Raw genomic sequence first — 24,587 nt, 5'->3', positions numbered from 1 at the left:
GGGGCGACTTTTCCACAGGAATTTCTGGCTATACCCCGGAGCCTAAAAGGGTTTTTCCAGTTAATTTACAGTGTATCGGCGTCTGCCGTCCGGAGGTTTCCGGTTGTTTCAGCGGGCGGCCCGACGCCGCCGCGCGGTGCGCCGCGCAGGCTGTTCACCCTCGCCGGTGCCGTCGGTTGCGGAAGAGAACGCGCCCAGCCTGCCCGCGATCTCCTCAAGCGACGGGGGAGATGTCATCATACGGGTATCCAGAGCCTCGCGCATGTGAGCCAGATGTTCCGGCATCGTGCCACAGCATCCGCCGATCACACGGGCACCACAGGCCCGCGCCATAACAGCGTAGTCCGCCATCAGTTCGGGGGTGCCGTCGTAATGGATATGACCGTCCATATACTTGGGGATGCCTGCGTTGCCCTTGGCGATCACCGGCTGATCCGGCCCCTGAGCGGCAAAGCCAAGGATGGTGCGCAGCAGATCGGACGCGCCCGTGCCGCAGTTGGCCCCAAAAGCGACGGGGGCTTTGTCCCCCAGATCATTGACCATGCGCACCATGTCCGAACTGGTCACGCCCATCATCGTGCGCCCGGCTGTGTCGAAGCTCATGGTTCCGCACCACGGCAGACCGGCGAGCGCGAAGCCCTCTGCCGCGGCTCTGTATTCCTCCGGCGCGCTGATCGTTTCCAGCCAGCCGATGTCGGCACCGCCTTCTTTCAGGCCATCGGCGGTCTCGTGGAACATCTCCACAGCAACCGCATGGCTCAGCGTGCCGACAGGTTCCATGATCTCACCGGTCGGGCCAACAGATCCCGCCACGATCACCTTGCGTCCGGCGGTGTCGGCAACCTCGCGGCCGATTTCGGCCGCGACACGGCTCAGCTCATGTGCGCGTTTCGCGGCATCGTGCAGCTTGAGGCGTGAGGCATTTGCCCCGAAGGAGTTGGTCAGAAACAGATCACTGCCGGCATCAACTGCGCCTTTGTAGAGCGTCGTGATGCGGTCGGGATGTTCGGCATTCCACAGTTCCGGCGCATCACCGGACATCAGGCCCATGTTAAAGAGGTTGGTGCCGGTGGCACCATCGGCCAGCAGCGTGCCTTTTTCCTGCAGCAACGCTTCGAATGAGTTGGTCATGCCCGGGGCCTTTCAAATTCCGAGCCTTCCCCTCTCAGAATTGGCCGCTCCAGGCAAACTCATAATATTCACATTTGTTATGAGTCTTCCGACATGTTCCCGGGGCGGAATTGTAACGCCCCGGAAAATCAGCTTTGTCCCGGTCAGACTTCGTTCATGATCTGGCCTTTGGCCACCGCCATCAGCTCGACCATTTTTGACCGGATCGTCTGTTCGTCCGCGCGGCCTCCCAGATCGCCGGACACCTTGCGGTATACGTCTTCGTCGCCGGCTTCCTCAAAATCAGACTTCACCACCTCTTTGGCGTAATCAGCAGCTGCATCGCCGGATTTACCAAGCAGTTCCGCCGCCCAGAGCCCCAGCAGCTTGTTGCGCCGCGCCTCTGCCCTGAACTGCATCTCTGCGTCATGGGCGTATTTGTTCTCAAACGCATTTTCGCGGTCGTCAAAGGTGCTCACGGGGGGTCTCCTTGTGGTGATGATTTGCTCTTTCTACAGATATGCGGTGTGGAATCGTCCGGCGCAAGGGTCGCTGTCTTGCAGCATCACCGGCGTTGCACTAAGAGGAGCGCAGCGGGGGCGGGTATGCCGTCGCTCATTCGCGAAAGGACGCCCATGGCCCGGCGCAAGAAAATTTACGAAGGCAAAGCAAAAATTCTGTATGAAGGCCCCGAACCGGGCACGATCGTTCAGTATTTCAAGGACGATGCCACCGCATTCAACGCCGAAAAGAAGGCTGTGATCGAAGGTAAGGGGGTGCTGAACAACCGCCTCTCCGAGTTCTTCATGACCGGTCTGACGCAGATCGGTGTTCCCAACCATTTTATCCGCCGCCTCAATATGCGCGAGCAACTGGTCCGCAGTGCTGAGATTGTGCCGCTTGAGATCATCGTGCGCAATTACGCGGCGGGCACCATGTCGCAGCGTCTGGGGCTCGAAGAAGGCACACAGCTGCCGCGCCCGATTGTCGAATACTGCTACAAAGATGACAGCCTCGGCGATCCGCTGGTGACCGAAGAACACATTGCGGCATTCGGCTGGGCTAGCCAGCAGGACATGGATGACATCCTGAGCATTGCACTGCGTGTGAACGATTTCCTGTCCGGTGTCATGCTCGCTGTCGGTATCCGGCTGGTCGACTTCAAAATCGAGGTCGGTCGCGTCTTTGACGGCGATTTCCCACGGTTGATTGTCGCTGACGAGATCAGCCCGGACAGCTGCCGCCTCTGGGATATTGAAACCGGTCAGAAGCTCGACAAGGACGTGTTCCGCCGCGACCTCGGGAACCTGACTGACGCCTACACGGAAGTTGCCAAACGCCTTGGCGTGATGCCGAAGTCCGCAACACCCGTCAGCAAACCAACACTGATCAACTGATCCAGCAACAAAGGAAGATCACAGTATGAAGGCCAGGGTGCATGTCATGCTCAAAAACGGCGTTCTCGACCCGCAGGGCGAGGCCGTGCGTCACGCGCTTGGAGCGCTGGGTTTCGATGGTGTGAACGGAGTGCGTCAGGGAAAAGTCATCGAGCTGGACCTGGCAGACGGTACAACGGAAGCCGACGTCACGGCGATGTGCGAAAAGCTTCTGGCCAACACGGTCATCGAATCCTATTCGGTGGAGCTGTCCTGATGCATGCTGCCGTCGTCGTTTTCCCCGGATCGAACTGCGACCGCGATCTTGCGGTGGCTTTTGAGGCCGCTGGTGCGAAGGTTTCGATGGTCTGGCACAAGGACACATCCATGCCCGATGGCGTGGATATTATCGGCATCCCGGGCGGGTTCTCCTTTGGGGATTATCTGCGCTGTGGGGCGATTGCGGCGAATTCGCCGATCTGCCGGTCGGTTGCCGATCATGCGGAGCGGGGTGGCTACGTCATCGGCATCTGCAATGGTTTCCAGGTTCTGACGGAAACCGGTCTGCTGCCGGGCGCGCTGCTGCGCAACGCAGGACTGAAGTATATCTGCCGGACGGTTGGCCTGCGCGTGGAAACATCCGCATCCGCCTTTACTGAAGGCTACAATGCGGGTGACGTAATCAACGTGCCCATCGCGCATCACGACGGCAATTACTTTGCAGATGACGACACGATTGCCATGCTGCAGGACGAAGATCGCGTCGCCTTCCGCTATACAGACAACCCGAACGGCGCCCGCGCGGACATCGCCGGTATCCTGTCAGAGAACCGGCGCGTTCTCGGTATGATGCCTCACCCGGAACGGGCGGCGGATGCCGGCCATGGCGGCACGGACGGGCAGGCGCTCTTTCGCGCATTGGGCGGTGTCCTCAGCACAGCGTGACTTGAGGGTGACCACACCTTCGGCATAGTCTGAGACATGTCTGCTGATACTGATCCGGATCCACCAGCCCTGACCAACAGCTGGCGCGTGCGCGCCGCCGTGGTTGTGCTGATTGTGCTCGCGGTCACGGTTGTATCAGTCACCAACAAACTGCTGACGGACCGGTTCACGGAAAGTACGAAGAACCGGGCAGAGCTGCGCCTGGCGCTTTACAGCGGGAACCTGCTCGCGGAACTGCGCCAGAATGCGATTGTACCGCGGCTGCTTGCGCGCGACGCCGAACTTGTCGGCGCGCTGAACTCCGCCGACTATACGGCGTCCACACGCAGGCTGATCTCCTTTGTTGAGGAGATCGGTGCTGCCTCGCTGATGCTGCTGGACATCGACGGGCGCACCGTTGCCGCCACGGACCGGAACAGGCTTGGGTCGGCCTATCGCCAGGATGCCTTTTTTGTGGACGCTGTGCGCTCGAATGCCACGGTTTTTACGGTCGCGCAGCGGGACACCGGTGCCTATGATTTCATCTATTCCCGTCGCGTGGAATTCGGATCGGAAGTTCTGGGCGTCATTGTCGTCGAGGTTGCACTGCAGAAATTCGAGGCCGCCTGGGCGGGCATTTCCGATGCGGTGATCGTGACCGACAGTACGGGCGCAATAATTCTGAGCACCGAGCCGCGCTGGCGCGGGCGCACCGAAGAGGAGGCGCTGGCCCGACAGACACCGCAGAACGCGATCCAGCGGGCAATCCAGGCGACGGCGGACTGGACCGCGCTGCCGGCGGAAGCATACCTGCAGGGCGAGGCGGTGATGCGGCTTGAGACGCGCATTCCGTTCCGGGGCTGGAAGCTCACCTCCTTCACCACCTATGCCTCGGTGCGTGAACGCGTAAACGGCGTGCTGGCCCTCGAAATCATGGGGTTTGCGATTCTTCTCGCGCTGACCTTCTATGCCCTGAGCCGCCGCAGCGCGTTGCGAATGGCGCTTTTTCAGCAGGAATCCGCTGAACTGCGGTCCCTGAACGTGGCGCTGCAGCGGGAAATCGCCGAGCGCAAAAGGGTGCAGGAAACGCTGGCAGTGGCCGAACAGACGCTGGAGCAGTCAAGCAAACTGGCCGCTCTGGGCGAGATGTCTGCGGCTGTCAGTCACGAACTCAATCAGCCGCTGGCGGCAATGAAAACCTACCTTGCCGGCGCACGGCTGCTATTGCGGCGCAACCGTCAGGAAGAGGCGCTTTCGTCGTTCGGACGGATCGATGATCTGATCGAACGTATGGGGGGCATTACACGTCAGCTGAAGTCTTATGCCCGCAAAGGCCAGGAGGCGTTTACCCCTGTAGACATGGGCGAAGCGCTGGCATCGTCGCTGTCGATGATGGAACCGCAGCTGCGTCAGCGACAGGTGGAGATCGCCCGGATCATCCCCGATGCCCCGGTCCGCGTGATGGGGGACAGGCTGCGTATCGAACAGGTGATGGTGAACCTGCTGCGCAACGCTATTGACGCGACCAAGTCCGAGCGTCAACCTAGGGTGGAAGTCATGCTCTCTGCCGGAGAGACCGCAACGCTGACCGTCAGGGACAACGGGCCCGGAATCGAAGACCTCGATTCGCTGTTTGAGCCTTTTTACACCACCAAACAGCCCGGGGACGGCGTGGGCCTGGGGCTTGCCATCTCCTCGGGGATCGTTAACGACCTTGGAGGAAGGCTTACTGCCCGTAACGGACAGGCAGGGGGCGCAGTATTTGAGATGCAGTTGCCGGTGCTGACCGGTGACGAGGCGACACAGGCAGCGGAGTAAATCATGGCTCAGGCGATGAAAATTGCGATTGTGGATGACGAACAGGATATGCGGCAGTCGATCAGCCAGTGGCTGGCCCTGTCCGGATATGACACCGAAACATTCGGCAGTGCAGAGGATGCGCTCAAGGTGCTCGGGCCCGACTATCCGGGTATTGTCATCTCGGACATCCGTATGCCGGGCATGGACGGGATGCAGTTTCTTAAAAAGCTGATGGGCAGTGACAGTGCTCTGCCGGTGATCATGATCACCGGTCACGGCGATGTGCCGATGGCGGTCGAGGCGATGCGCGTGGGCGCGTATGACTTCCTCGAAAAGCCCTTCAATCCCGACCGGATGAGTGAACTGGCCAAGCGGGCGACCGGCGCGCGCAGGCTGGTGATGGACAACCGGGCTCTGCGCCGTGAGCTGAGCGACGGTGGCCAGATCATGAAAAAGCTGATCGGTCAGTCCCCTGTCATGGAACGTCTGCGCGAGGATATCCTGGATCTGGGCCAGGCCGATGGTCACGTGCTGATCGATGGCGAAACCGGAACAGGCAAGACCCTGGTGGCACACGCGCTGCACGCGGTTGGCAGCCGAGCCGGCAAGAAGTTTGTGCTGGTCAGCTGTGGTGCCTTTGAAGAGGAAGCGCTGAGCAAGCGTCTTTTCGGACCGATGATGCCCGAGGATGCGCAGTTGCCCGCGATCGAGGAAGCCCGCGGTGGCACGCTGGTGCTTGAGGACATTGAGGCACTGTCAGAGACCATGCAGGCGCGCCTGCTGAGCGTGATCAACGAACAGGGAACCCCGGCGGAAACCCGTATCGTCGCGATTTCCAACCTGCAGGAAGCCGGCCGAACGTCCGAGGACGCGCTGCGCGCAGATCTTTTTTACCGCCTGGCAGCCCTGCGGATCACTGTGCCGCCGCTGCGGATGCGCGGCGAGGATATCCTGACGCTTTTCACCCGCCTGAGTGAGCAGTTCTCCGATGAATACGGATGTGAAGCGCCCAAAGTGACCGCACAGGAAGCCGCGCAACTGCTGCAGGCACCCTGGCCGGGCAACGTGCGTCAGCTGATCAACGTGGCTGAACGCGCAGTGCTGCAGTCGCGTCGCGGGGCAGGGACGATTGCCTCGCTTCTGATGAACGATCACGAAGACATGCAGCCGGTGATGACGACCGAAGGCAAGCCGCTCAAGGAATATGTCGAGGCGTTTGAGCGCATGCTGATCGACAACACCATGCGCCGCCACCGTGGCTCCATTGCCAGCGTTATGGACGAGCTTTGCCTGCCGCGCCGGACGCTGAACGAAAAGATGGCGAAATACGGTCTCGCGCGGTCCGATTACCTCTGACATCCGGCTTTGCGGGTCCGGCGCATTTGGGTGACGGGCCCGGCCCGTGCTATACCGGCAACTCTACAGATGACGGAGCAGCACGATGGGCAGGGACCACGTTTCGGTAAACAGGGATGTCTGGGACGCGGATGCCCCGAACTGGGTCCGCGCCGGTGAGCGCCTCTGGGGCCTTGATGAACCGGTTTGGGGTAACTGGAACCACACCGATCAGGGCATCGGGATGCTGCCTGCCGACATGACCGGCATGGACGCCATCGAGCTGGGGTGCGGTACGGCGTATGTCTCGGGCTGGATGGCACGCCGTGGGGCCCGTGTTACGGCGATTGATGTCGCGCCACAGCAGCTCGCAACCGCCCGCCGCCTGTCCGCGGAATACGATGCTGGCATCACGTTTATCGAAGGAAATGCGGAAAAAACCGGGTTGCCGGATGCCTCTTTCGATTTCGCGGTTTCGGAATATGGCGCTGCGATCTGGTGCCCGCCAGAGGACTGGCTGGCCGAGGCATGGCGGCTGCTGAAACCGGGTGGTCAGCTCGCGTTTCTGGGCAATCACCCGCTGTCGCTGATCTGTTCTCCGGTCGATGGCGCACCCTGTGACACAAAGCTGCACCGGCCGTACAGAAACATGTGGGGCGCTGACTGGACAAAGGTCGAGATCGACCCGAGCGGGATCTGTTTCAACCTGACGTTTTCAGACTGGATGAAGCTCTTTTCGAAGATCGGGTTTTCTGTGCGGAAATACGATGAGATCTATGCGCCCGACTGGGCCGATGACACTCGTGGCGCCGTGCCCGCAGAATGGGCAAAAAGCTATCCCGTTGAGCAGATCTGGCAGCTGGCGAAGCCCTCCTGAACCGGTATGTGAACAGTCGAGGACCGGCAGGAGACCCACTTCAGAGCCGGGTTTTCGGTGGCGGACACCTGCGCAGTGCACTTTACCCATTGTGTTTTTACCTCAGGTAGCATTATCTGAGTGGACGGAGTGGCGGATTTCGGTTCGCCTTCCTGTGAGTTTCGCTGGCACCTGCGTGACGTTTGAGACATCAGGTCACCGTGTCAGACCGATTGAGCCGGAAACGGCTGACGAACCGCTGACGGGTTGTAAGGCGCATACGCCCCAAAACACGCAGTAAATAGTGGACGCGAGGCCGCCTTTGTGAGCCCGCGTCGGAGAAGAACCGCGATGACGCGCGCCGAAGCTTTGAGCAGATTTCCCCTGGCACCGCCAGGCATGGAAGTGCGTGCGTCCCTGATCGCCCTGACAAGACATATTCCGCATCTGGCCGATCCTCCGGGATGGGGCAGGCTGCGGCTGTGCAATCTGGAAACATGGCTAAGAAAATGCTTATCGATGCCACCCACGCGGAAGAGACCCGCGTTGTGGTGGTCGACGGAAACAAGGTTGAGGAGTTTGACTTTGAATCCGAAAACAAACGCCAGCTCGCTGGCAACATCTACCTCGCAAAAGTAACACGGGTCGAACCGTCGCTCCAGGCGGCGTTCGTGGACTATGGCGGTAACCGCCACGGGTTCCTTGCGTTCTCGGAAATTCATCCGGACTATTATCAGATCCCGGTAGCCGACCGACAGGCGCTGCTTGAGGAAGAACGTGCCTATGCCGAAGCGCAGAAGGCCAAGGAAGACGACGAGGAAAAACCCAAGCGCCGCCGCCGCAGCCGGTCGCGCGCCAAGGCCGAAGACACGCAATCTGAAGATGCAACCGCGACGAAAGAAGTGGACACGGATCAGATTGAGGGCATGCAGACGATTGATCTGGATGACGAAGAAGGGTCTTCGCCGATGGAACGCGTCGCAGAGACGCCCGTCGAAGAGCCGGAGGACACACCGGAAGAGGCTGCAGAGGCAGCCGCATCTGAAAACAGTGAAGCTGAAAGCAGCACAGAAGACACCGACGGCGACGCACCTGACGCAGACGCAGATGCGGCTGACGATGATGATGACGACCAGCCACGCAAGGCTGATGCGTCATCCAAGGATGACAGCATTGAATCCGTCGCAGACGAAGACGATCAGGAAGACATCCGTCCGGCCCGCAAGCCGCGTCCACGCCGCTACAAAATTCAGGAAGTCATCAAGGTCCGCCAGATCCTGCTGGTGCAGGTTGTCAAGGAAGAACGAGGCAACAAGGGAGCTGCGCTGACAACGTACCTCAGCCTCGCTGGCCGTTATTGTGTGCTGATGCCGAACACGGCGCGTGGCGGCGGTATCAGCCGCAAGATCACCAATGCCGCGGACCGCAAGAAGCTCAAGGAGATCGCCAACGAGATCGAAGTGCCGCAGGGTGCCGGACTTATTGTACGCACGGCCGGGGCGAAACGCACCAAGGCCGAGATAAAACGCGACTATGAGTATCTGCAGCGTCTGTGGGAGCAGATCCGTGAACTGACGCTGAAATCCATCGCACCGGCGAAGATCTACGAAGAAGGCGACCTGATCAAACGCTCGATCCGGGATCTCTATAACCGTGAGATCGATGAGGTTTTTGTGGAGGGTGAGCGCGGCTACCGCATCGCCAAGGACTTCATGAAGATGATCATGCCGAGCCACGCCAAAAACGTGAAGCTCTACAATGAAGGTCTGCCGCTCTTTGCGCGTTACCAGGTCGAGAGCTACCTGGCCTCCATGTTCAACCCGACCGTTCAGCTGCCCTCGGGCGGGTACATCGTGATCGGTGTGACCGAGGCGCTTGTGGCGATCGACGTGAACTCGGGACGCGCGACCAAAGAAGGCTCCATCGAGCAGACGGCGACCAAGACGAACCTCGAGGCCGCCGACGAGGTTGCCCGCCAGCTGCGGCTGCGCGACCTCGCCGGTCTGATCGTGATCGACTTCATCGACATGGACGAGCGTAAAAACAACTCCGCTGTCGAAAAGCGCATGAAGGAAAAACTCAAGACCGATCGTGCGCGCATTCAGGTCGGACGCATTTCCGGTTTCGGCCTCATGGAGATGTCGCGTCAGCGCCTGCGCCCCGGTATGATCGAGGCGACGACACAGCCCTGCCATGCCTGCCATGGCACCGGCCTGATCCGGTCGGACGACAACCTGGCGCTGTCGATCCTGCGGCAGATCGAGGAAGAGGGCACGCGCAAGCGTTCCCGCGAGGTGCTGATCAAAGCGCCCGTGGGCATCGCCAACTTCCTGATGAACCAGAAGCGGGAGCACATCGCACAGATCGAGGCCGGCTATGGCCTGTCGGTGCGGATTGAAGGGGATCCTGCGCTGGTCAGCCCGGACTTCAGCATGGAGAAGTTCAAAACAGCGACACGCATCGTCAAAGCCTCTGCCGAAGCCGTGGTTTCCGTTGATACATCGCTGATGGATCAGGTCGATGCTGACGAGCCGGTCGATGAGGAAGAAGCACCAGCCGCGGCGCAGGAGAACGAAGGTGAAGGCAAGCCGAAGCGCCGTCGTCGTCGCCGCAGACGGAGCCGGAACCGCAACAACAACGATCAGCAGTCCGGAGAAGAGGCAGGCGATCAGAACGCTGCAGAAACCTCCGGTTCTGAGGATGGTGCGGATGCCGAAAATGTGACCGGCGAGGCTGCTAATACGCAGACCGACGCAAACGTGGAGCAGGCGACTGACGAGGCCGCTGAGGCACCGGAAAAACCGGCTAAACCAAAGCGTACCCGTTCGCGGTCCAGAAAGCCGGCAGCGGCCAAAGACGCTGAAGCCTCGGAGGCTGCGGCTGAAGATGCGCCGCAACCGTCAGAAGAGCCTGCAACCGAAGCAGCGCCTGCGGAAGATGCAAAGGCGGAGCCGGAAGCGCCGGCTGAACCTGAGAAGCCCAAGCGCAAGCGGGCAAGCCGTGCGAAGAAGAAGGATGCAGATCCTGCGCCGGTTGCCGAAGAAGCGCCGGCAGAGACGCCCGCGGACCCGGAACCCGCACCTGCGGAAGCAGAGCAGGTGGCCGAGGCACCGGCACCTGAGCCTGTGGCTGCAGAGCCAGCACCGGAACCGGTAGCTGCAGAACCAGCACCCGCGCCGGCGCCCGAAGAGCCGCCCAAGCCCAAACGCAAAGGCTGGTGGTCGCTCGGCGGCTGACCTGAGATTACAGTGAAACGCTGAAAACAGGCTCTTCGGAGCCTGTTTTTTTATGCCTTCTTCCGGATGACATATGTCTGAACGGTGCCGCTGTCGGCGGCGGAAATCAGTTCATGACCAGCCTCATGACAGAAATGCGGCACGTCAATTACGGCTGCGGGATCGTCGGCCAGTATCTTCAGGGTATCGCCGGGACTAAGGCCCTGAAGCCGTTTGCGGGCTTTCAGAACGGGCAGGGGGCAGAGCAGCCCGGTGGCATCAAGTTCGGCGGTGTTTTCGTCATTCATGTCGCTCAGATAGGGGTGATATTTCATTCTGTCCACAATGTTGTGACCATTCGCCGGGGTGACGTGCGGCACCCGATCCGCTAGGGGTCGGGTATGTTTGGAATTGAAATCATAGACGCGGGTCTTCTGCCGGCCATGACAGTGGCCCTTTTTGCCGGGATCATCAGTTTCCTGAGCCCCTGTGTGCTGCCCATTGTGCCGCCCTACCTCGCTTATATGAGCGGCGTCAGCCTGAGCGAGATGTCCGGGGAGAACGCCGCGCGCAGGCGGGCTGTTATCTCGGCGCTGTTCTTTGTGATGGGGCTGAGCACCGTCTTTCTGATCCTTGGGTTCACGGCTTCCGCGTTCGGGGCGTTTTTCCTGCAGAACCAGCTGCTGTTTGCCCGCATTTCGGGGATCGTGATCATCATCTTCGGCCTGCATTTTCTGGGTGTCTTCCGTATTCCCTTCCTCGATCGTGAGGCCCGTCTGGATGCAGGCGAGCGTGGCGGCTCAAGCTTTGGCGCCTATATTCTTGGGTTGGCCTTTGCCTTTGGCTGGACGCCCTGCATCGGCCCGCAGCTGGGCGCGATCCTGTCGCTTGCCGCATCCGAGGCATCTGTCACACGCGGGACGGTCCTGTTGGGCATCTATGCTGCCGGGCTCGGTATTCCTTTCCTGCTCGCGGCGATGTTTATCACCCGGGCAATGGGTGTCATGAACCGCCTCAAGCGCCACATGCATACGATTGAACGTGTGATGGGGGGGCTGCTGCTTCTGGTGGGGCTTGCCATGCTGACTGGGGCGTTCACGACGTTTTCCTGGTGGCTGCTTGAGAAATTCCCGGCGCTTGCGCTTCTGGGATAACCGGCCGCCCGTTCCAAGACCTCGATCACTCAGGCAGATTTCCTGTCTGCCGCCACGCTGGATTGCATGCGATGCGGACCGCAATTGCGGCGTCCGGATGCTCTGAAGCAATTCGTCGGCGCGTTGTCCGGCGCTAACATGTATCTTCCGTCCGATCAGTCATTTATGGAAAGGCGCAGGGGCGGAATCAGAAGGAACGAGTGAGACATGTCAGATCAGTCTTCAATGCGCGAACAGATGCAGTCCGGCGCAGGTTTTATCGCAGCACTGGACCAGTCGGGCGGCTCCACGCCCAAGGCGCTGAGCCTTTATGGTGTTGAACCCTCAGATTATTCCGGTGATGAAGAGATGTTCCGTGCTATGCACGACATGCGCGCGCGGATCATTCTGTCTTCAGATTTTACCAGTGAGAAAGTCATCGGTGCGATCCTTTTTGAACGCACCATGAATGATACGATCAATGGCAAGCCTGTTGCGGAGCTGTTGTGGCATGACCGTGGTATTGTGCCGTTCCTGAAGATCGACAAAGGTCTGGAAGAACAGGCGGACAGCGTGCAGTTGATGAAGCCGATGCCTGGTCTGGATACCCTCCTTGAGGAAGCGCGCGGCAAGGGTATCTTCGGGACCAAGGAACGCTCGGTCATCCACGAGGCGGATGCGGCCGGTATCGCGGCCATCGTGGCGCAGCAGTTCGAGGTGGGTGCGACCGTAACGGCAGCCGGTCTGGTGCCGATCCTGGAGCCCGAGATAAACATTCACTCTGAGACCAAAGCCGAGGCTGAAGCCATGCTGGAGGCGGAAATCGCCCGGCATCTGGACGCGCTGCCTGACGGCGTTGACATCATGCTTAAGCTCACACTGCCGGAAAAGGCGGGTCTTTATGACGCTCTGGCACAGCACCCGCGGGTATTGCGCGTTGTGGCCCTGTCGGGGGGATATTCCACCGATGACGCGTCGGCCCGTCTGGCGCAGAATGATCACATGATCGCCAGCTTCAGCCGTGCCCTGACCGAAGGGCTTCAGATCAGTATGTCTGATGCGGAGTTCGACGCGGCACTGGGCGGCAACATCGACAAAATTTATCGCGCGTCCGTCTGAGAGCGTTCCAGCTGCGCCTGAAGCTGGCGCAGCACGTAGACGCGGATTGCAGAGGCCAGACCGGTCTCTGTGCCCCGTGCCACATCGATTTCAGCCACCAGAGCATTAAGAGGCGTGGACCGCGCGGCCGCAATATCGCGCAGCGCCTGCCAGAACTCGTCTTCCAGCGAGATTGAGGTGCGGTGTCCCTTGAGGGTGACAGAGCGTTTAACGGGCCTGCGGCTCACTTGTCGCGCCTGTGCCCGTCTGTGCGGCGGTCGGCCAGGTCTTTACGGGCCTGGTCCAGTTCTTTTTCGGCCTTGCTGCGTCCGAACCTGACCGCGTTTTCATCGGCCCGCGCCCGGCTTTCCTGCCGGGCACGTTCCTTGCGAAACCTGTTCAGGTTGACCGGTTTGCTCATTTGGGCCCGGTCATGTTTTCCGGGCGCACCACTTCGTTGAAGCGCTCTTCGGTCACGAACCCAAGGTTAACCGCTTCCTCGATGAGGGTAGTGCCGTTCTTATGCGCGGTCTTTGCGACCGTTGTGGCGTTGTCGTAGCCGATCTCCGGCGCCAGAGCAGTTACCAGCATCAGCGACTCGCGCATCAGTTTCTCAATGCGGTCCGCATCCGCGCGCAGTCCGTCGATCAGATTGTCGGTGAACGCCGATGCGGCATCTCCCAGCAACTGCATCGACTGCAGCACGTTGTACGCCATCATCGGTTTATAGACGTTGAGCTCAAAATGCCCCTGGCTTCCGGCAAAACCGACGGCGGCATCGTTGCCCATCACATGCGCACAGACCTGGGTCAGGGCCTCACACTGGGTCGGGTTGACTTTGCCCGGCATGATCGACGACCCGGGCTCATTTTCCGGCAGGATCAGTTCGCCCAGACCACAACGGGGGCCAGAACCCAGCAGACGGATGTCGTTGGCGATTTTGAAGAGTGATGCCGCGACGGTTTTCAGAGCGCCGGACATTTCCACCATCGCGTCGTGAGCGGCAAGCGCCTCGAACTTGTTGGGGGCGGTCACAAAGGGCAGACCGGTGACCTCAGCCATATTGGCCGCGACCATCACATCCCATCCAGGCGATGTATTGAGGCCTGTGCCGACCGCTGTACCGCCCTGGGCCAGTTCATAGATGCGTCCCAGAGCGTCCTTCACCCGTTGGATGCCCATGGCGACCTGATGCGCATATCCCGAAAACTCCTGGCTCAGCGTGAGCGGCGTTGCATCCTGGGTGTGCGTCCGGCCGATCTTGATGATGCCGTCAAATTCGGCAACCTTCGCCTCCAGTGCTCCATGCAGTTTTTCAAGACCGGGCAACAGTACATCGCGTGCGGTCATCGCCGTTGATATGTGCATGGCAGTCGGGAAAGTATCGTTTGACGACTGACCCATGTTGCAGTGATCGTTGGGGTGCACCGGGTCCTTGGACCCGATCACGCCCCCCAGAATTTCAATGGCCCGGTTGGCTATCACTTCGTTGGCATTCATGTTCGACTGCGTGCCGGACCCGGTCTGCCAGACCACAAGCGGGAAGTTGTCGTCGAAGCGGCCCTCAACGACCTCTCCCGCGGCCTGTACAATGGCGTTACCGCGTTCAGCGTCCAGTTTGCCCAGTTCGATATTGGCCTGTGCGCAGGCTTTTTTGATCACACCAAGCGCTCGGACGACGGCGATGGGCTGTTTTTCCCAGCCGATCGGGAAATTCATGATGGAACGCTGGGTCTGAGCGCCCCAGTATTTGTCTGCCGGAACCTCAAGCGGACCAAAGCTGTCGGTTTCTGTGCGGGTCTGGGACATGGGTGGCTCCGTGGGTGAATTGCGTCGCATCGGGTGTACCGCTGCATGACGCGCGGCGCAACGGGCAGAACGCTGCGAAGTGCCGCAGGGTGAGAGATTGCATGATGCGCCAGGTGACCTAAGTTATTAGGGACAGCTGCAGCTGTCCGGTGCGTAGTGGAGGTACGATTGATATGACCTGGTCCCTGGCTGTAACACGGCAGGCCCTTGCCCTTTGCCTATGTTTTTGTGCGCTTGCTCTCACGGCGGCAGCGGCGCAGGCGGATATTACGCGGTTCGCCGGAAGTTACGAGGGCAGTGCGGATGTGATCTCCGCCGATGGTACGGCCCGTCCGCGTGACATGAGCGTGACCATTGAACCAACGGACGAAGGGTACCGCGTTGACTGGACGTCGACGACTTACCGACCGAATGGCACGGCGAAATCGAAGTCATACTCCATTGAATTTGTGCCAAGCGACCGTGCGGATGTCTACGCCTCGGCCATGAAACGCAACGTGTTTGGCCATTCGGTGCAACTGGATCCGATGAAGGGCGAGCCCTATGTATGGAGCCGGATTGATGGCGACACGCTCAGTGTGTATTCGCTGTTCGTCGCGGAAGATGGCGGATATGAAATCCAGCAGTTTAACCGGACGCTGACCGACGGGGGCCTGAAGCTGGAATATCAGTCAGTGCGAAACGGCGAAATCCAGCGAACAGTCACGACATTTCTGAAAAAAATCTGACAGTTACTTCCGGAAGCTGTCGAGCGATACGACCTCGGCATCGCCGGATTTTTCTGTGTCGTCTTCGGCAGCGGCTTCTGCCGGTTCTTCGGTTTTTTTGCGTGTGGCAGGCATTTTCGCGGGCATCGGCGTTGCCTCTGCCACCGGTGCGTCCTCGTCATCTTCGTCCTGCTGGGTCTCAAACCGCAGGCCGAACTCAACAGATGGATCCACAAAGGTCCGGATCGCGTCATAGGGAATGTAAAGCGGCTCCGGCGCATCGCCGAAATTCAGCGTGACCGCAAAACCTTCGTCCCCCACATCGAGGTTGTCATACCAGTGCTGCATCACAACCGTCATTTCACCGGGGTAGCGATCTGACAGCCAGTCGGCCAGTTCAGCATCCGGGTGACTGGTGTCAAATGTTATAAAGAAATGATGCGCGCCGGGCAGGCCATTGTCGGACACATCCTGAAGCACCTTGCGGATCAGGCCACGCATGGCGTCATGCATCAGGTTACCGTAATCTATGCTTCGGCTCATGGGGTTCCCCCGCGCGGACAGTCGAGAAGAAGCATAGCTGATTCACCGGCGGATAAAAGAGGCTGCACCGGCAAATCGGGTAAAATCAGAAGAGACTGGTGAGAAGTCCGGCAAGGGCAATGGCTGGCAGGACTTTCAGGATCCCCCAGTTCAGACCCGTGATCAGGACCGCGGCGAGCCCGGTGAGCAGAAACGCCTGAAAATCTGCTGAGCCCGGGTCCGGGAGCGGGGCCGCAATGCCTGTGTCCGGCAGCGTTCGTGTGAACAGCACATGGATCGCGAACCACACAGCAAGGTTGAGAATAACGCCAACGACGGCGGCGGTAACGGCCTCCAGCGCGGCGGACAGGCGGGGGCGGGCGCTGATGGCATCAAGCCACGGGCCGGCCAGGAAAATCCACAAAAAACACGGCACAAAGGTCACCCAGAGCGTGACGGCGCCCGCAGCAAGTGCCAGCGGCACGCCGCCCTGCGCGTACCCCGCCAGCAAAGCCACGAATTCGGTGACCAGGATCAGCGGACCGGGCGTTGTTTCTGCCAGCCCCAGCGCATCGATCATCTGATCCGGTGTGATCCAGCCGAAATCGGTCACGACGGTCTGGGTGATCCAGGTGAGCACCGCATAAGCCCCGCCAAAGGTCACAACGGCGAGTTTGGAGAAAAAGAGAGCGATGTCTGTCAGGAAGGTCTGCCCGGTCGCAGCCAGCACCAGCACGGGTGCCAGCCAGAGCCCAGCCCAAATGACGAATGTCCGCAGGCTGTTGTGGTGTAGGGGCAGGGCGGGCGGCGCCGGGGCTTCCGTGGTGCGCGTCGTCAGGAAACCCCAGAGCCCCGCGCTGATCACCAGAAGCGGGAAGGGTATGCCAAACAGAAACAGGCCGCTGAACGCCGCAAGAGCGAGTATCCAGGCTGTTGGGGTTTTCAGTGATTTCCCTGCAACCCGGCAGAGTGCCTGCAGCACGATAACAATAACGGCCGCTTTAATGCCCGCGAAGGCGGCCTGAACAAGCGGCACCTGTCCATAAACGGCATAGCCAAGCGCCAGCGCGAGCACGACCAAAGCGCCCGGTAACACAAACAGCAGTCCCGCAATCAGCCCGCCACGCGTCCCGTGCAGCCGCCAGCCTGCATATGTGGCCAGTTGCATGGCTTCAGGGCCAGGCAGCAGCATGCACAGAGACAGCGCGCGCAGGAAATCCGGCTCGCTGAGCCATCTTTGCTCCGTTACCAGTTCGCGGTGCATCAGCGAAATCTGCGCGGCCGGCCCGCCGAAAGACAGCAGTCCGATCCGCCCGAAGACGCGGAACATCTCCTGAAAAGAGGGGGCGCTCATAGAGCCTCCAAACCGGCGCGCTGGTTTCGTGGCTGTCTGTCGAGCGCCGGCAGTTGTTGTCTGCAGGGCAGGGTTTGAGCGGGCGCCGCTGGCAAATCAATGGCACGCAGCAGAATTTCCGGGGCGGGTGTCAGATATCCGTCCATTGTGCAGTAACCTTCAGCGGGAACAGGATATGACCCTCGGGATTCAGCCTTGCGGGGCAATCATGTGCTCCCATGTGTTCCGGATGCCAGTTCATGCGGTCGCGGTCAATTGCCTGCGCTGGTCAGTTGGCTATGGGCTGCCAAAGGTCACCGGTCGCCCGTGCCTGTCGTGCAGAAGATCGGGATGTGATGAGGTGCAGGCTTCTGTTGCCAGGTGCCTGCGGACCCCGCCTGGTGCTGCAAGGCGCCAGGGCTTAAGATTTCGGAAGCTCCGACTGCTTACGCAGCCATTGCCGCCGGTGCACGATTGTCATTTGCAATTGTACGTTTTGAACCGATAACGGTGGTATCTCACCGAAACAAAGCTAACCCCTTTAGACGTTCGTCGATCCTGTTTCGGCCCCATAGTCCTCAAATGAAGGATATTTGGTGGAGCCGCCGGGTACCGCCCCCGGGTCCGATCCGCTTATTACGAGCGCGTTTATGTTCATAGTTCCGAAGAACAAAACCAATATAGGGGCTTGTCCGGGGGGGCTCAAGTGAAAGTCGAAAAAATAGAAAAACTGAAAATATGAATGAATATCAATTTTCTAAAAGCAGTCCTTCACCTTAAAATTCCGTTTCAGAAGACTGCGGACCCGTTTGCGCCGATCAGCGCCGCGGCAAGTGCGGCCTCTATTCCGCCAAACACCAGCACCTTGGCCACAGGTGGTTTATCCAGTACCAGCGAAACAGCGCGTCCCAGAGCGGCACCAACGAAGGCGACGCCAACCATGACGAACGACACCGGGTGCCCGATCAAAATGGCACCAGCGCCGGCAACCACAAAAAGCCCGCCCACGGACGCCCGCAACTCCGAAAGCCCCATCGTGGATTGCCCCGTTTCCAGATCGAGAGCCGCCGCAGTGTAGCGTGGTGCCAGAAAGCCAAACAGCCCGAACCCGATCGTCAGAAGGCAGCAGGTGATGTTGATTATGTCGCTCATACTATGGGACGTAGCTGATTTGCCGCTTTGCGCAAGGATGCATGTTCACTGCTGCAACCGCTTTGCAACCCCAGATAGAAATGACATAATTGCGTCAGCTGTCTTCCGTAAACACCCGGTATGTGTTAACCTTTTTGTGCCGGAGGGAGAGCCGGCGACTGTATATTGAGTAAAAAAATTTGTGCTGACCTGTGGGTGCTGATTTTCCAGGTGCCCGGGTTTTCGTCGCGGCGGTGCGTTCGTACCGGTGTGGCTTTATTTTGAATACGAAGCATTCCGGGAGTGCAGCGTACCAGGCGCTGCTGGCCCGATCGGAGGTTGCGATGTCAGACATCGGAATTTCAGGCACTGCAGATGAACTTGCACAACGCCTGTTGCAATGCGTGGGGGCCGGTACTGTACTGATTACAGAGATGTTGCCGGACAGACATGTGGTACACGGATATTGTGGTCCGCGCCTGCCGGAACGTCTGCGCCATGAGTTGCCGATCGGGTATCCGGTCTGTGAACATACGGTGGAAATGGGATTCCCGCTGATCGTGGATGATGCCTTTAATCATCCACTGCTGCGGGGCAATCCGGCGGTTTCCGAGCTGGGTATAGGGTCATACGCGGGAGCGCCGGTCTTTCGCCGAAACGGCAGGGCCGCAGGTACAGTCTGTGCGATGCTGCCCCATATCCACCGCTGGAATCCCGAGCAGATTGAATCCATTCTGACCGCGTCACGGCAGGCCGAAGAAATACTGTTCGGAGATGGTTCAACCCAGCGCTGGTCTTGACACCCCCACTACCACCTATAAGGTAATTTTCAGTTTTCAAACCAAAGACGTCTGCGTCTTTCGACCATACTACGGCCCTGGACAGCATGTCTTCTACCCTTACCACTACAGACAAGCGTGATCATTCGGGTCTGGCGGAAAACGATGACGTTTTTGCCGCAGATACTGCGCTCAGCGATTCCGAAAAAGCCCAGATCGTGCGGTCGTTCTTCGATCTTGCCGATGCTGTGATGGATGAGGTGCGTGATGACATCGAGCAGCACGAATCCCTGTCTCTCATACGGATCGGCGAGTTGATCGACAAGCACAGTCAGCCAGGCTCTGCCCGGCATATGAAAAACATCTGGCGGGCGCTTCAGTATCTTGTGGACGCTTCGCTTGATGAGCGGGCAACAGCAGAAAATACGCGTCGCGGGCAGGACGCTGAGGCCAGCACCAGCGACTGATCTCAGGCGGTGCTTTGTCTGGCCCGGGCTTCAAACACACTTGTAGCAAGTGCCTGCGTTTCCTTTTCAAGATCAGACAGGGCATCCTGGGTGCGCGCGCCGTCATGTGTCTCCAGCGCATCTGCAATGGCCGTGTGGATATCCACAATCCTGCTGCGGGAGCGCGCAGTGAAGGTGATCATATTCATCAGCGGCTGCATGGCTTCAACGGCGCCTGCAAGCTGATAGCTGAGCACGGGATTACACGCGCCATCCACCAGTGCGCGGTGAAAGGCGACGTCAGAGGCACAGAACGCCTCGTCTGTCAGCCCGGGCTGGGCCTGGCGGTGGATTTCGGCGCGCATTGTGGCTAGTTGGTCGGGCGTACGCCGCTCAGCCGACAGGGGTGCACAGGCGCGTTCCAGCGCATAGCGGGCTTCGCACGCCGTCTCGAATTTCACAGCATTCATGCTCAAAAGCAGCGTCGAGGTCGTGATCTGCTGGGGATACGCGGCCTCGAAACTCAGACGGTTCACAAAAGCCCCGCCGGTGGCGCCCCGCTGGGTGCGGATCAGGCTCTGGGCAGCAAGCCTTTTGAGCGCTTCGCGGACAGTCGGACGTGAGACATCGAAATGCTCGGACAGTTCTGCTTCCGACGGCAGACGCTCATCTACGATGAGAGTCCCGTCCACAATGGCGTCTCGTATGGCTCCGGCAATCTGTGCGGACAGATCTGCGGGGCTTTCTGGATCAATCTTCATTTGTCTTACATTTATTGTTTGCCCGTTTTCTAATTGTCTGGCATTTGAAAGGCAAGAACAAGGGACTCACCATGCAGGGCATGCTCCGCTCAACACTCTGGCTCGGGTTTTTCGCGTCAATCCTTGGCGCGTGGTGGGTCATGTACGCCATGAGCGTGGACATGGACGTCGATCTGCTTGGTCGCCCGGGCGAAATGGGCGCGCGCATGGCCGCGATGGACCCGCGTATGCCGATGTACATGCCGATGGCCAACTTCGGGCCGCTGTTTGTGATGTGGGCGATCATGATGGCCGCGATGATGCTGCCAACACTGGTGCCAACGCTGCGCGCCTACGAAGACCTGATCCACAGCGCGAACGGCACGCGCGCCGGCTGGCTGGCAGTGCTGCTGGGTTATTTCATTGTATGGGTGCTTTTTGCAGCGGTCATAACGGGCGCACAGCTTGGGCTGCTGTTTGGCGGCGTCGTCGATATGCTTGGCATTGCGAAATCGCCTTGGGTTGCCGGGGGGCTGTTGCTCGTTGTTGGTCTTTTTCAGTTCACGCGCACCAAAGAGATCTGCCACGGTGTTTGCCACAGTCCGATGATGTATTTCCTCGGACACTGGCGCACCGGGTTTGCCGGCGGGCTGCGGATGGGTCTTGGACTGGGGGCTTACTGCGTCGGCTGCTGCTGGGGGTTCATGGCACTTGGATTTGTCGGCGGTGTGATGAACCTTGCGTGGATGGGGCTCGCGACGCTCTTTATGGTTATAGAGAAACTGCCCCAGCTGGGTCATTATGTGACACGACCTATGGGCTTTGCACTGGTTCTGGCCGGTGTTGCACTGCCGGTCTGGCAGATTTTTACGGGAGGATAGGATATGGCGACCAACAGAAAGCCTGATGCGGACCGGCTGCGGATCAGCCAGCGCATCGATCAGCGGATGCCAAACCCCAAACGCAGGCAGTCAACGCCGACGGAATGGGCCATCAAGGGCGAGCTTTTCCTGAACTGTTCCTGCACGGTTTTCTGTCCCTGTGTTGTCAGCCTTGGCGCGCATCCTCCGACCGAAGGGCACTGCCACGCCTGGATGGCGATCGCCATTGACGAAGGCCACTACGAGGGTGAGAGCCTGGCCGGTCTGAACATCGGGCTGCTGGTCGACATCCCCGGACGCATGGGCGAGGGCAACTGGAAGGTTGCGGCCTATGTGGATGAGCGGGCAACCGGCAAGGCGTACAATGGCATTCTGCAGATTTTCTCCGGTGCTGCGGGTGGGACAACGGGCCTGTTCACCATGCTCGTATCTGAGATTATCGGCGCTGAACGCGCCCCGGTCGAGATTGTGCGCGAAGGCAACCGCCGGTCGATCATGATCGGCCGCAAAATCCAGGGTGAGATTGAGATGCTGGCGGGCAAAGATCCCGGCCATCCTGTCATGGTCAGCAACTCCAAATACTGGATGGGTCCGGATATCATCGCGGCAACCGGACTGAAAAGCCGTGTGCGCGATTATGGCAGGGTGTGGGACTTTGGCGGTAAGTCAGCAGAGATCTGCCCGATTGACTGGAAAGGTCCCAAGGCGTGATCGACGCGGGCTATGTCCGGACGATGGCCCGTTATAACAGCTGGCAGAACAGCCAGCTGATCCCGGTTCTGTCGGAGATGTCCGTGGATGTGCTGGAACAGGACCGCGGAGCGTTCTTCGGTTCCATCCTCGGGACGGCCAATCATCTGCTCTGGGGCGACACCATGTGGATGAGCCGGTTTGACCCGTCAGTCGAAAAGCCGAAGGCGGACATATCGGGCAGCACACAGATACACCCGACCATCGGGTCATGGGCCGCAGAGCGGTTCCGCATGGATGGCAAAATCCGCTACTGGGCCGACAGTCTGCGTGCTCTTGATATGACCAATGAGCTGTCCTTTTATTCAAGTGTTCTGGGCCGCGATGTCAAAGCGCCGCTGGCCCCGTCCGTCATGCATTTTTTCAACCACCAGACCCACCACAGGGGGCAGATCCACGCCATGCTGACGGCTGTCGGTGAAAAGGCGCCGGTATCTGACCTTTTTGTCATGCCAGAGGATGCCTGAAATGGCGTTGATTTCCCCGTCACGGCGCTTGCGCCGTACCCCGTTTTCGGATGGTGTAGAGGCTGCCGGTGTCAAAGCGTACACCGTGTATAACCGCATGCTCCTGCCAACCATGTTCGAGAGTGTTGAGGCGGATTACCACCACCTGAAAAATCATGTTCAGGTCTGGGACGTCTCGGTCGAGCGGCAGGTCGAACTGCGCGGCCCTGATGCCGCCCGTCTGATGCAGATGCTGACGCCGCGCGATCTGCGGGGCATGCTGCCGGGGCGCTGTTTCTATGTGCCGATTGTGGATGAAACGGGCGGCATGCTGAACGATCCTGTGGCCGTGAAACTGGCCGAGGACCGCTGGTGGATTTCCATCGCGGACAGCGATCTGCTGCTCTGGGTCAAGGGCATCGCAAACGGCTACCGCCTCGACGTGCTGGTAGATGAGCCGGACGTGTCACCGCTGGCCGTTCAGGGTCCGAAAGCGGACCAGCTGATGGCGCGCATTTTCGGTGATACGGTCAATGATGTGCGGTTCTTCCGTTTCGGGCTTTTCGAATTTGAGGGTCGCGAGCTTGTGGTGGCCCGGTCGGGGTATTCCAAGCAGGGTGGTTTCGAGATCTACGTTGAAGGCGGCGACATCGGCATGCCGCTCTGGAACGCGCTGTTTGCCGCGGGCGAGGACCTGAACGTACGCGCTGGCTGCCCCAACGGGATCGAACGGATTGAGGGCGGTCTGTTGTCTTATGGCAATGACATGACCGACGACAACACGCCGCATGAATGCGGTCTGGGCCGGTTCTGCGATACGCAGACGGCCATCGGCTGTATCGGGCGGGATGCCTTGCTGCGGGTCGCCAAGGAAGGGCCGGTGCAGCAGGTGCGCGCCATCGCTATCGACGGAGATCCGGTCCCGTCCTGTGACCGGGCCTGGCCGCTTTTTGCCGGGGGACGCCGGGTGGGGCAGATCACCTCTGCGGCGTGGAGCCCGGATTTCGTGACCAATGTGTCTATCGGCATGGTGCGCATGACGCACTGGGATACCGGTACAGAGCTTGAGGTGGAGACACCGGACGGGATGCGCCGCGCGACGGTGCAGCCGGGGTTCTGGATCTGACAGACGGCGGGCAACCAGCCGCCGAATAACTGAAACTGACGTAAAACAGGGCGAGACGCCCGAAAGGAGATGACGATGTTCAACGCACTTGTGGTCAACAAGGATGAGGAAAGCGGCAAAACCTCTGCTGCCGTGGAAGAGATCAGCGTTGATCAGTTGCCCGCGGGTGATGTGACGGTTGCCGTCGAATATTCCACTGTAAACTATAAGGACGGCCTGTGCATTGGCCCTGGTGGCGGTCTGGTCCGCAACTATCCGCATGTGCCGGGCATCGATTTCGCCGGGACCGTCGAAAGCTCTGAGGACGCGCGTTACAAGCCGGGCGACAAGGTTGTGCTGACCGGCTGGCGCGTCGGCGAGGTACACTGGGGCGGATACGCGCAGAAAGCGCGCGTGAAGGCCGACTGGCTGGTGCCGCTGCCGGGTGGCCTTGATACGCGCCAGGCGATGGCTGTGGGAACTGCGGGCTTTACCTCGATGCTGGCAGTCATGGCGCTCGAGGATCACGGGCTGAAACCGGGAGACGGCCCGGTTCTGGTGACCGGTGCCGCCGGCGGCGTGGGGTCTGTTGCCGTGGCGATCCTGGCAGCCCTTGGTCATGAGGTGGCCGGAGTGACCGGGCGCCCGGAAACGGCGGACTACCTGACGTCACTGGGGGCGACACAGATCGTGGCCCGCGAAGAGATCAACGAGACGGTCAAACGTCCGCTGGAAGCGGAAACATGGGCAGGCTGCGTGGACGCCGTGGGCGGGGACATGCTGGCACGTGTGCTTGGGCAGATGAAATATGGCGCGTCTGTTTCTGCTGTGGGTCTTGCAGGGGGCGCTGGTCTGCCGGCGACGGTCATTCCGTTCCTGCTGCGGGGGGTCAACCTGCTGGGCATCGACAGTGTGATGCAGCCTTATGAGAACCGCCTGCGCGCTTGGCAGCGTATCGCAAGTGACCTGCCGATGGACAAACTGGAAGCGATGGTGCAGCCCGCCACGCTGTCCGATCTGCCGCAGCTTGGTTCTGACATCCTGAAAGGTCAGATCAAAGGCCGTGTGGTTGTTGACGTAAACGCCTGATA

The 24,587-nt window shown here is 59.9% G+C and carries 27 protein-coding genes and 1 other RNA gene; 17 read left to right on the top strand and 11 right to left on the bottom strand.

What is annotated here, in order from left to right:
* Window positions 1-108 precede the first annotated feature (108 nt).
* Window positions 109-1,131, bottom strand: coding sequence for a betaine--homocysteine S-methyltransferase (gene bmt / locus AB4K19_RS07815; protein WP_375227862.1), 1,023 nt, complete (start codon window positions 1,129-1,131; stop codon window positions 109-111).
* Window positions 1,132-1,274: 143 nt separating this feature from the next.
* A complete protein-coding gene (locus AB4K19_RS07810; RefSeq protein ID WP_375227861.1) occupies window positions 1,275-1,589 on the bottom strand; it encodes a DUF1476 domain-containing protein in 315 nt (104 codons plus the stop codon).
* 156 nt (window positions 1,590-1,745) lie between these two features.
* Here AB4K19_RS07810 and purC point away from each other — a divergent pair, with 156 nt between their 5' ends.
* From purC to AB4K19_RS07775, 7 genes are all read left to right on the top strand, one after another.
* Window positions 1,746-2,507 carry a phosphoribosylaminoimidazolesuccinocarboxamide synthase gene (purC, locus tag AB4K19_RS07805; RefSeq protein ID WP_375230862.1) on the top strand — a complete coding sequence of 254 codons (762 nt, stop codon included), beginning with the start codon at window positions 1,746-1,748 and terminating at the stop codon, window positions 2,505-2,507.
* A gap of 25 nt (window positions 2,508-2,532) precedes the next feature.
* Window positions 2,533-2,763 carry a phosphoribosylformylglycinamidine synthase subunit PurS gene (purS, locus tag AB4K19_RS07800; protein ID WP_375227860.1) on the top strand — a complete coding sequence of 77 codons (231 nt, stop codon included), beginning with the start codon at window positions 2,533-2,535 and terminating at the stop codon, window positions 2,761-2,763.
* Complete coding sequence (purQ, locus tag AB4K19_RS07795) at window positions 2,763-3,431, top strand: phosphoribosylformylglycinamidine synthase subunit PurQ (protein ID WP_375227859.1); 669 nt, start codon at window positions 2,763-2,765, stop codon at window positions 3,429-3,431. Before purS ends, purQ begins: the two co-directional genes overlap by 1 nt.
* Window positions 3,432-3,467: 36 nt before the next feature.
* Window positions 3,468-5,228: a sensor histidine kinase gene (locus AB4K19_RS07790; RefSeq protein WP_436399405.1), complete on the top strand. Its 1,761-nt coding sequence runs from the start codon at window positions 3,468-3,470 to the stop codon at window positions 5,226-5,228.
* A 3-nt stretch (window positions 5,229-5,231) separates the two neighbouring features.
* The gene (locus tag AB4K19_RS07785; RefSeq protein WP_375227858.1) at window positions 5,232-6,566 is read left to right on the top strand and encodes a sigma-54-dependent transcriptional regulator; all 1,335 of its coding nucleotides are present in this window, start codon (window positions 5,232-5,234) and stop codon (window positions 6,564-6,566) included.
* 85 nt (window positions 6,567-6,651) lie between these two features.
* Window positions 6,652-7,422: a class I SAM-dependent methyltransferase gene (locus AB4K19_RS07780; RefSeq protein WP_375227857.1), complete on the top strand. Its 771-nt coding sequence runs from the start codon at window positions 6,652-6,654 to the stop codon at window positions 7,420-7,422.
* Between the two features lie 476 nt (window positions 7,423-7,898).
* Window positions 7,899-10,637 carry an Rne/Rng family ribonuclease gene (locus tag AB4K19_RS07775; RefSeq protein ID WP_375227856.1) on the top strand — a complete coding sequence of 913 codons (2,739 nt, stop codon included), beginning with the start codon at window positions 7,899-7,901 and terminating at the stop codon, window positions 10,635-10,637.
* Between the two features lie 50 nt (window positions 10,638-10,687).
* On the opposite strand, the gene AB4K19_RS07770 is transcribed toward AB4K19_RS07775, so the two are convergent.
* Entirely contained in the window at window positions 10,688-10,951 is a 264-nt protein-coding gene (locus tag AB4K19_RS07770) for a sulfurtransferase TusA family protein (protein ID WP_375227855.1), read from the bottom strand.
* Window positions 10,952-11,017: 66 nt separating this feature from the next.
* On the opposite strand from AB4K19_RS07770, the gene AB4K19_RS07765 reads away from it, so the two are divergent.
* Entirely contained in the window at window positions 11,018-11,770 is a 753-nt protein-coding gene (locus AB4K19_RS07765; RefSeq protein ID WP_375227854.1) for a cytochrome c biogenesis CcdA family protein, read from the top strand.
* A gap of 207 nt (window positions 11,771-11,977) precedes the next feature.
* Window positions 11,978-12,868, top strand: a complete 891-nt coding sequence (locus tag AB4K19_RS07760; protein WP_375227853.1) for a fructose bisphosphate aldolase — start codon at window positions 11,978-11,980, stop codon at window positions 12,866-12,868.
* Here the strand turns inward: AB4K19_RS07760 and AB4K19_RS07755 are convergent.
* Genes AB4K19_RS07755 through fumC form a run of 3 tightly spaced genes read right to left on the bottom strand, consistent with a single transcriptional unit; the run spans window position 12,850 to window position 14,656 of the window.
* On the bottom strand, window positions 12,850-13,095 hold the full coding sequence (locus tag AB4K19_RS07755; RefSeq protein ID WP_375227852.1) for a ribbon-helix-helix domain-containing protein: 246 nt from the start codon (window positions 13,093-13,095) through the stop codon (window positions 12,850-12,852). The genes AB4K19_RS07760 and AB4K19_RS07755 overlap by 19 nt on opposite strands.
* Window positions 13,092-13,268, bottom strand: coding sequence for a DUF4169 family protein (locus tag AB4K19_RS07750; protein WP_375227851.1), 177 nt, complete (start codon window positions 13,266-13,268; stop codon window positions 13,092-13,094). Before AB4K19_RS07750 ends, AB4K19_RS07755 begins: the two co-directional genes overlap by 4 nt.
* On the bottom strand, window positions 13,265-14,656 hold the full coding sequence (fumC, locus tag AB4K19_RS07745) for a class II fumarate hydratase (protein ID WP_375227850.1): 1,392 nt from the start codon (window positions 14,654-14,656) through the stop codon (window positions 13,265-13,267). Before fumC ends, AB4K19_RS07750 begins: the two co-directional genes overlap by 4 nt.
* 173 nt (window positions 14,657-14,829) lie before the next feature.
* Between fumC and AB4K19_RS07740 the strand changes: the two genes are divergently transcribed.
* A complete protein-coding gene (locus AB4K19_RS07740) occupies window positions 14,830-15,384 on the top strand; it encodes a hypothetical protein (RefSeq protein WP_375227849.1) in 555 nt (184 codons plus the stop codon).
* 3 nt (window positions 15,385-15,387) lie between these two features.
* Here the strand turns inward: AB4K19_RS07740 and AB4K19_RS07735 are convergent, their stop codons facing one another.
* From AB4K19_RS07735 to AB4K19_RS07720, 4 genes are all read right to left on the bottom strand, one after another.
* Entirely contained in the window at window positions 15,388-15,906 is a 519-nt protein-coding gene (locus AB4K19_RS07735) for an SspB family protein (RefSeq protein WP_375227848.1), read from the bottom strand.
* A gap of 85 nt (window positions 15,907-15,991) precedes the next feature.
* Entirely contained in the window at window positions 15,992-17,239 is a 1,248-nt protein-coding gene (chrA, locus tag AB4K19_RS07730; protein ID WP_436399404.1) for a chromate efflux transporter, read from the bottom strand.
* Window positions 17,240-17,578: 339 nt separating this feature from the next.
* Window positions 17,579-17,928, bottom strand: a transfer-messenger RNA (tmRNA) gene (ssrA, locus tag AB4K19_RS07725).
* 79 nt (window positions 17,929-18,007) lie between these two features.
* A complete protein-coding gene (locus AB4K19_RS07720; RefSeq protein ID WP_375227846.1) occupies window positions 18,008-18,370 on the bottom strand; it encodes a DUF4345 family protein in 363 nt (120 codons plus the stop codon).
* 323 nt (window positions 18,371-18,693) lie between these two features.
* On the opposite strand from AB4K19_RS07720, the gene AB4K19_RS07715 reads away from it, so the two are divergent.
* Window positions 18,694-19,149, top strand: a complete 456-nt coding sequence (locus AB4K19_RS07715) for a GAF domain-containing protein (protein ID WP_375227845.1) — start codon at window positions 18,694-18,696, stop codon at window positions 19,147-19,149.
* A gap of 86 nt (window positions 19,150-19,235) precedes the next feature.
* Complete coding sequence (locus AB4K19_RS07710; protein WP_375227844.1) at window positions 19,236-19,595, top strand: hypothetical protein; 360 nt, start codon at window positions 19,236-19,238, stop codon at window positions 19,593-19,595.
* A gap of 2 nt (window positions 19,596-19,597) precedes the next feature.
* Here AB4K19_RS07710 and AB4K19_RS07705 read toward each other — a convergent pair whose 3' ends face one another.
* Entirely contained in the window at window positions 19,598-20,335 is a 738-nt protein-coding gene (locus AB4K19_RS07705; protein WP_436399403.1) for a FadR/GntR family transcriptional regulator, read from the bottom strand.
* 71 nt (window positions 20,336-20,406) lie between these two features.
* Between AB4K19_RS07705 and AB4K19_RS07700 the strand changes: the two genes are divergently transcribed.
* From AB4K19_RS07700 to acuI, 5 genes are all read left to right on the top strand, one after another.
* Window positions 20,407-21,195, top strand: coding sequence for a DUF2182 domain-containing protein (locus AB4K19_RS07700; RefSeq protein WP_375227843.1), 789 nt, complete (start codon window positions 20,407-20,409; stop codon window positions 21,193-21,195).
* A 3-nt stretch (window positions 21,196-21,198) separates the two neighbouring features.
* Window positions 21,199-21,906: a DUF1326 domain-containing protein gene (locus AB4K19_RS07695; protein ID WP_375227842.1), complete on the top strand. Its 708-nt coding sequence runs from the start codon at window positions 21,199-21,201 to the stop codon at window positions 21,904-21,906.
* Window positions 21,903-22,412 (top strand): DinB family protein, encoded by a 510-nt coding sequence (locus tag AB4K19_RS07690; protein ID WP_375227841.1) that lies wholly within the window; start codon window positions 21,903-21,905, stop codon window positions 22,410-22,412. Before AB4K19_RS07695 ends, AB4K19_RS07690 begins: the two co-directional genes overlap by 4 nt.
* 1 nt (window position 22,413) lies before the next feature.
* Window positions 22,414-23,517, top strand: a complete 1,104-nt coding sequence (locus tag AB4K19_RS07685; protein WP_375227840.1) for a dimethylsulfoniopropionate demethylase — start codon at window positions 22,414-22,416, stop codon at window positions 23,515-23,517.
* Between the two features lie 75 nt (window positions 23,518-23,592).
* Window positions 23,593-24,585 (top strand): acryloyl-CoA reductase, encoded by a 993-nt coding sequence (gene acuI / locus AB4K19_RS07680; RefSeq protein WP_375227839.1) that lies wholly within the window; start codon window positions 23,593-23,595, stop codon window positions 24,583-24,585.
* Window positions 24,586-24,587 lie beyond the last annotated feature (2 nt).

Source organism: Roseobacter phycocola, assembly GCF_042055075.2.
Lineage (GTDB): Bacteria > Pseudomonadota > Alphaproteobacteria > Rhodobacterales > Rhodobacteraceae > Roseobacter.
This window is presented reverse-complemented; position numbering and strand designations above follow the sequence as displayed.

Bases quoted from the DNA above. Each gene is read 5' to 3' on its own strand.
- AB4K19_RS07750 (WP_375227851.1), bottom strand. From the start codon at position 13,268: ATGAGCAAACCGGTCAACCTGAACAGGTTTCGCAAGGAACGTGCCCGG.
- AB4K19_RS07700 (WP_375227843.1), top strand. From the start codon at position 20,407: ATGCAGGGCATGCTCCGCTCAACACTCTGGCTCGGGTTTTTCGCGTCA.
- fumC (WP_375227850.1), bottom strand. From the start codon at position 14,656: ATGTCCCAGACCCGCACAGAAACCGACAGCTTTGGTCCGCTTGAGGTT.
- purQ (WP_375227859.1), top strand. From the start codon at position 2,763: ATGCATGCTGCCGTCGTCGTTTTCCCCGGATCGAACTGCGACCGCGAT.
- AB4K19_RS07780 (WP_375227857.1), top strand. From the start codon at position 6,652: ATGGGCAGGGACCACGTTTCGGTAAACAGGGATGTCTGGGACGCGGAT.
- purS (WP_375227860.1), top strand. From the start codon at position 2,533: ATGAAGGCCAGGGTGCATGTCATGCTCAAAAACGGCGTTCTCGACCCG.
- AB4K19_RS07740 (WP_375227849.1), top strand. From the start codon at position 14,830: ATGACCTGGTCCCTGGCTGTAACACGGCAGGCCCTTGCCCTTTGCCTA.
- AB4K19_RS07735 (WP_375227848.1), bottom strand. From the start codon at position 15,906: ATGAGCCGAAGCATAGATTACGGTAACCTGATGCATGACGCCATGCGT.
- AB4K19_RS07685 (WP_375227840.1), top strand. From the start codon at position 22,414: ATGGCGTTGATTTCCCCGTCACGGCGCTTGCGCCGTACCCCGTTTTCG.
- AB4K19_RS07775 (WP_375227856.1), top strand. From the start codon at position 7,899: ATGGCTAAGAAAATGCTTATCGATGCCACCCACGCGGAAGAGACCCGC.
- AB4K19_RS07720 (WP_375227846.1), bottom strand. From the start codon at position 18,370: ATGAGCGACATAATCAACATCACCTGCTGCCTTCTGACGATCGGGTTC.
- chrA (WP_436399404.1), bottom strand. From the start codon at position 17,239: ATGAGCGCCCCCTCTTTTCAGGAGATGTTCCGCGTCTTCGGGCGGATC.
- AB4K19_RS07695 (WP_375227842.1), top strand. From the start codon at position 21,199: ATGGCGACCAACAGAAAGCCTGATGCGGACCGGCTGCGGATCAGCCAG.
- purC (WP_375230862.1), top strand. From the start codon at position 1,746: ATGGCCCGGCGCAAGAAAATTTACGAAGGCAAAGCAAAAATTCTGTAT.
- AB4K19_RS07760 (WP_375227853.1), top strand. From the start codon at position 11,978: ATGTCAGATCAGTCTTCAATGCGCGAACAGATGCAGTCCGGCGCAGGT.
- AB4K19_RS07715 (WP_375227845.1), top strand. From the start codon at position 18,694: ATGTCAGACATCGGAATTTCAGGCACTGCAGATGAACTTGCACAACGC.
- AB4K19_RS07705 (WP_436399403.1), bottom strand. From the start codon at position 20,335: ATGAAGATTGATCCAGAAAGCCCCGCAGATCTGTCCGCACAGATTGCC.
- AB4K19_RS07790 (WP_436399405.1), top strand. From the start codon at position 3,468: ATGTCTGCTGATACTGATCCGGATCCACCAGCCCTGACCAACAGCTGG.
- acuI (WP_375227839.1), top strand. From the start codon at position 23,593: ATGTTCAACGCACTTGTGGTCAACAAGGATGAGGAAAGCGGCAAAACC.
- AB4K19_RS07710 (WP_375227844.1), top strand. From the start codon at position 19,236: ATGTCTTCTACCCTTACCACTACAGACAAGCGTGATCATTCGGGTCTG.
- bmt (WP_375227862.1), bottom strand. From the start codon at position 1,131: ATGACCAACTCATTCGAAGCGTTGCTGCAGGAAAAAGGCACGCTGCTG.
- AB4K19_RS07785 (WP_375227858.1), top strand. From the start codon at position 5,232: ATGGCTCAGGCGATGAAAATTGCGATTGTGGATGACGAACAGGATATG.
- AB4K19_RS07770 (WP_375227855.1), bottom strand. From the start codon at position 10,951: ATGAAATATCACCCCTATCTGAGCGACATGAATGACGAAAACACCGCC.
- AB4K19_RS07765 (WP_375227854.1), top strand. From the start codon at position 11,018: ATGTTTGGAATTGAAATCATAGACGCGGGTCTTCTGCCGGCCATGACA.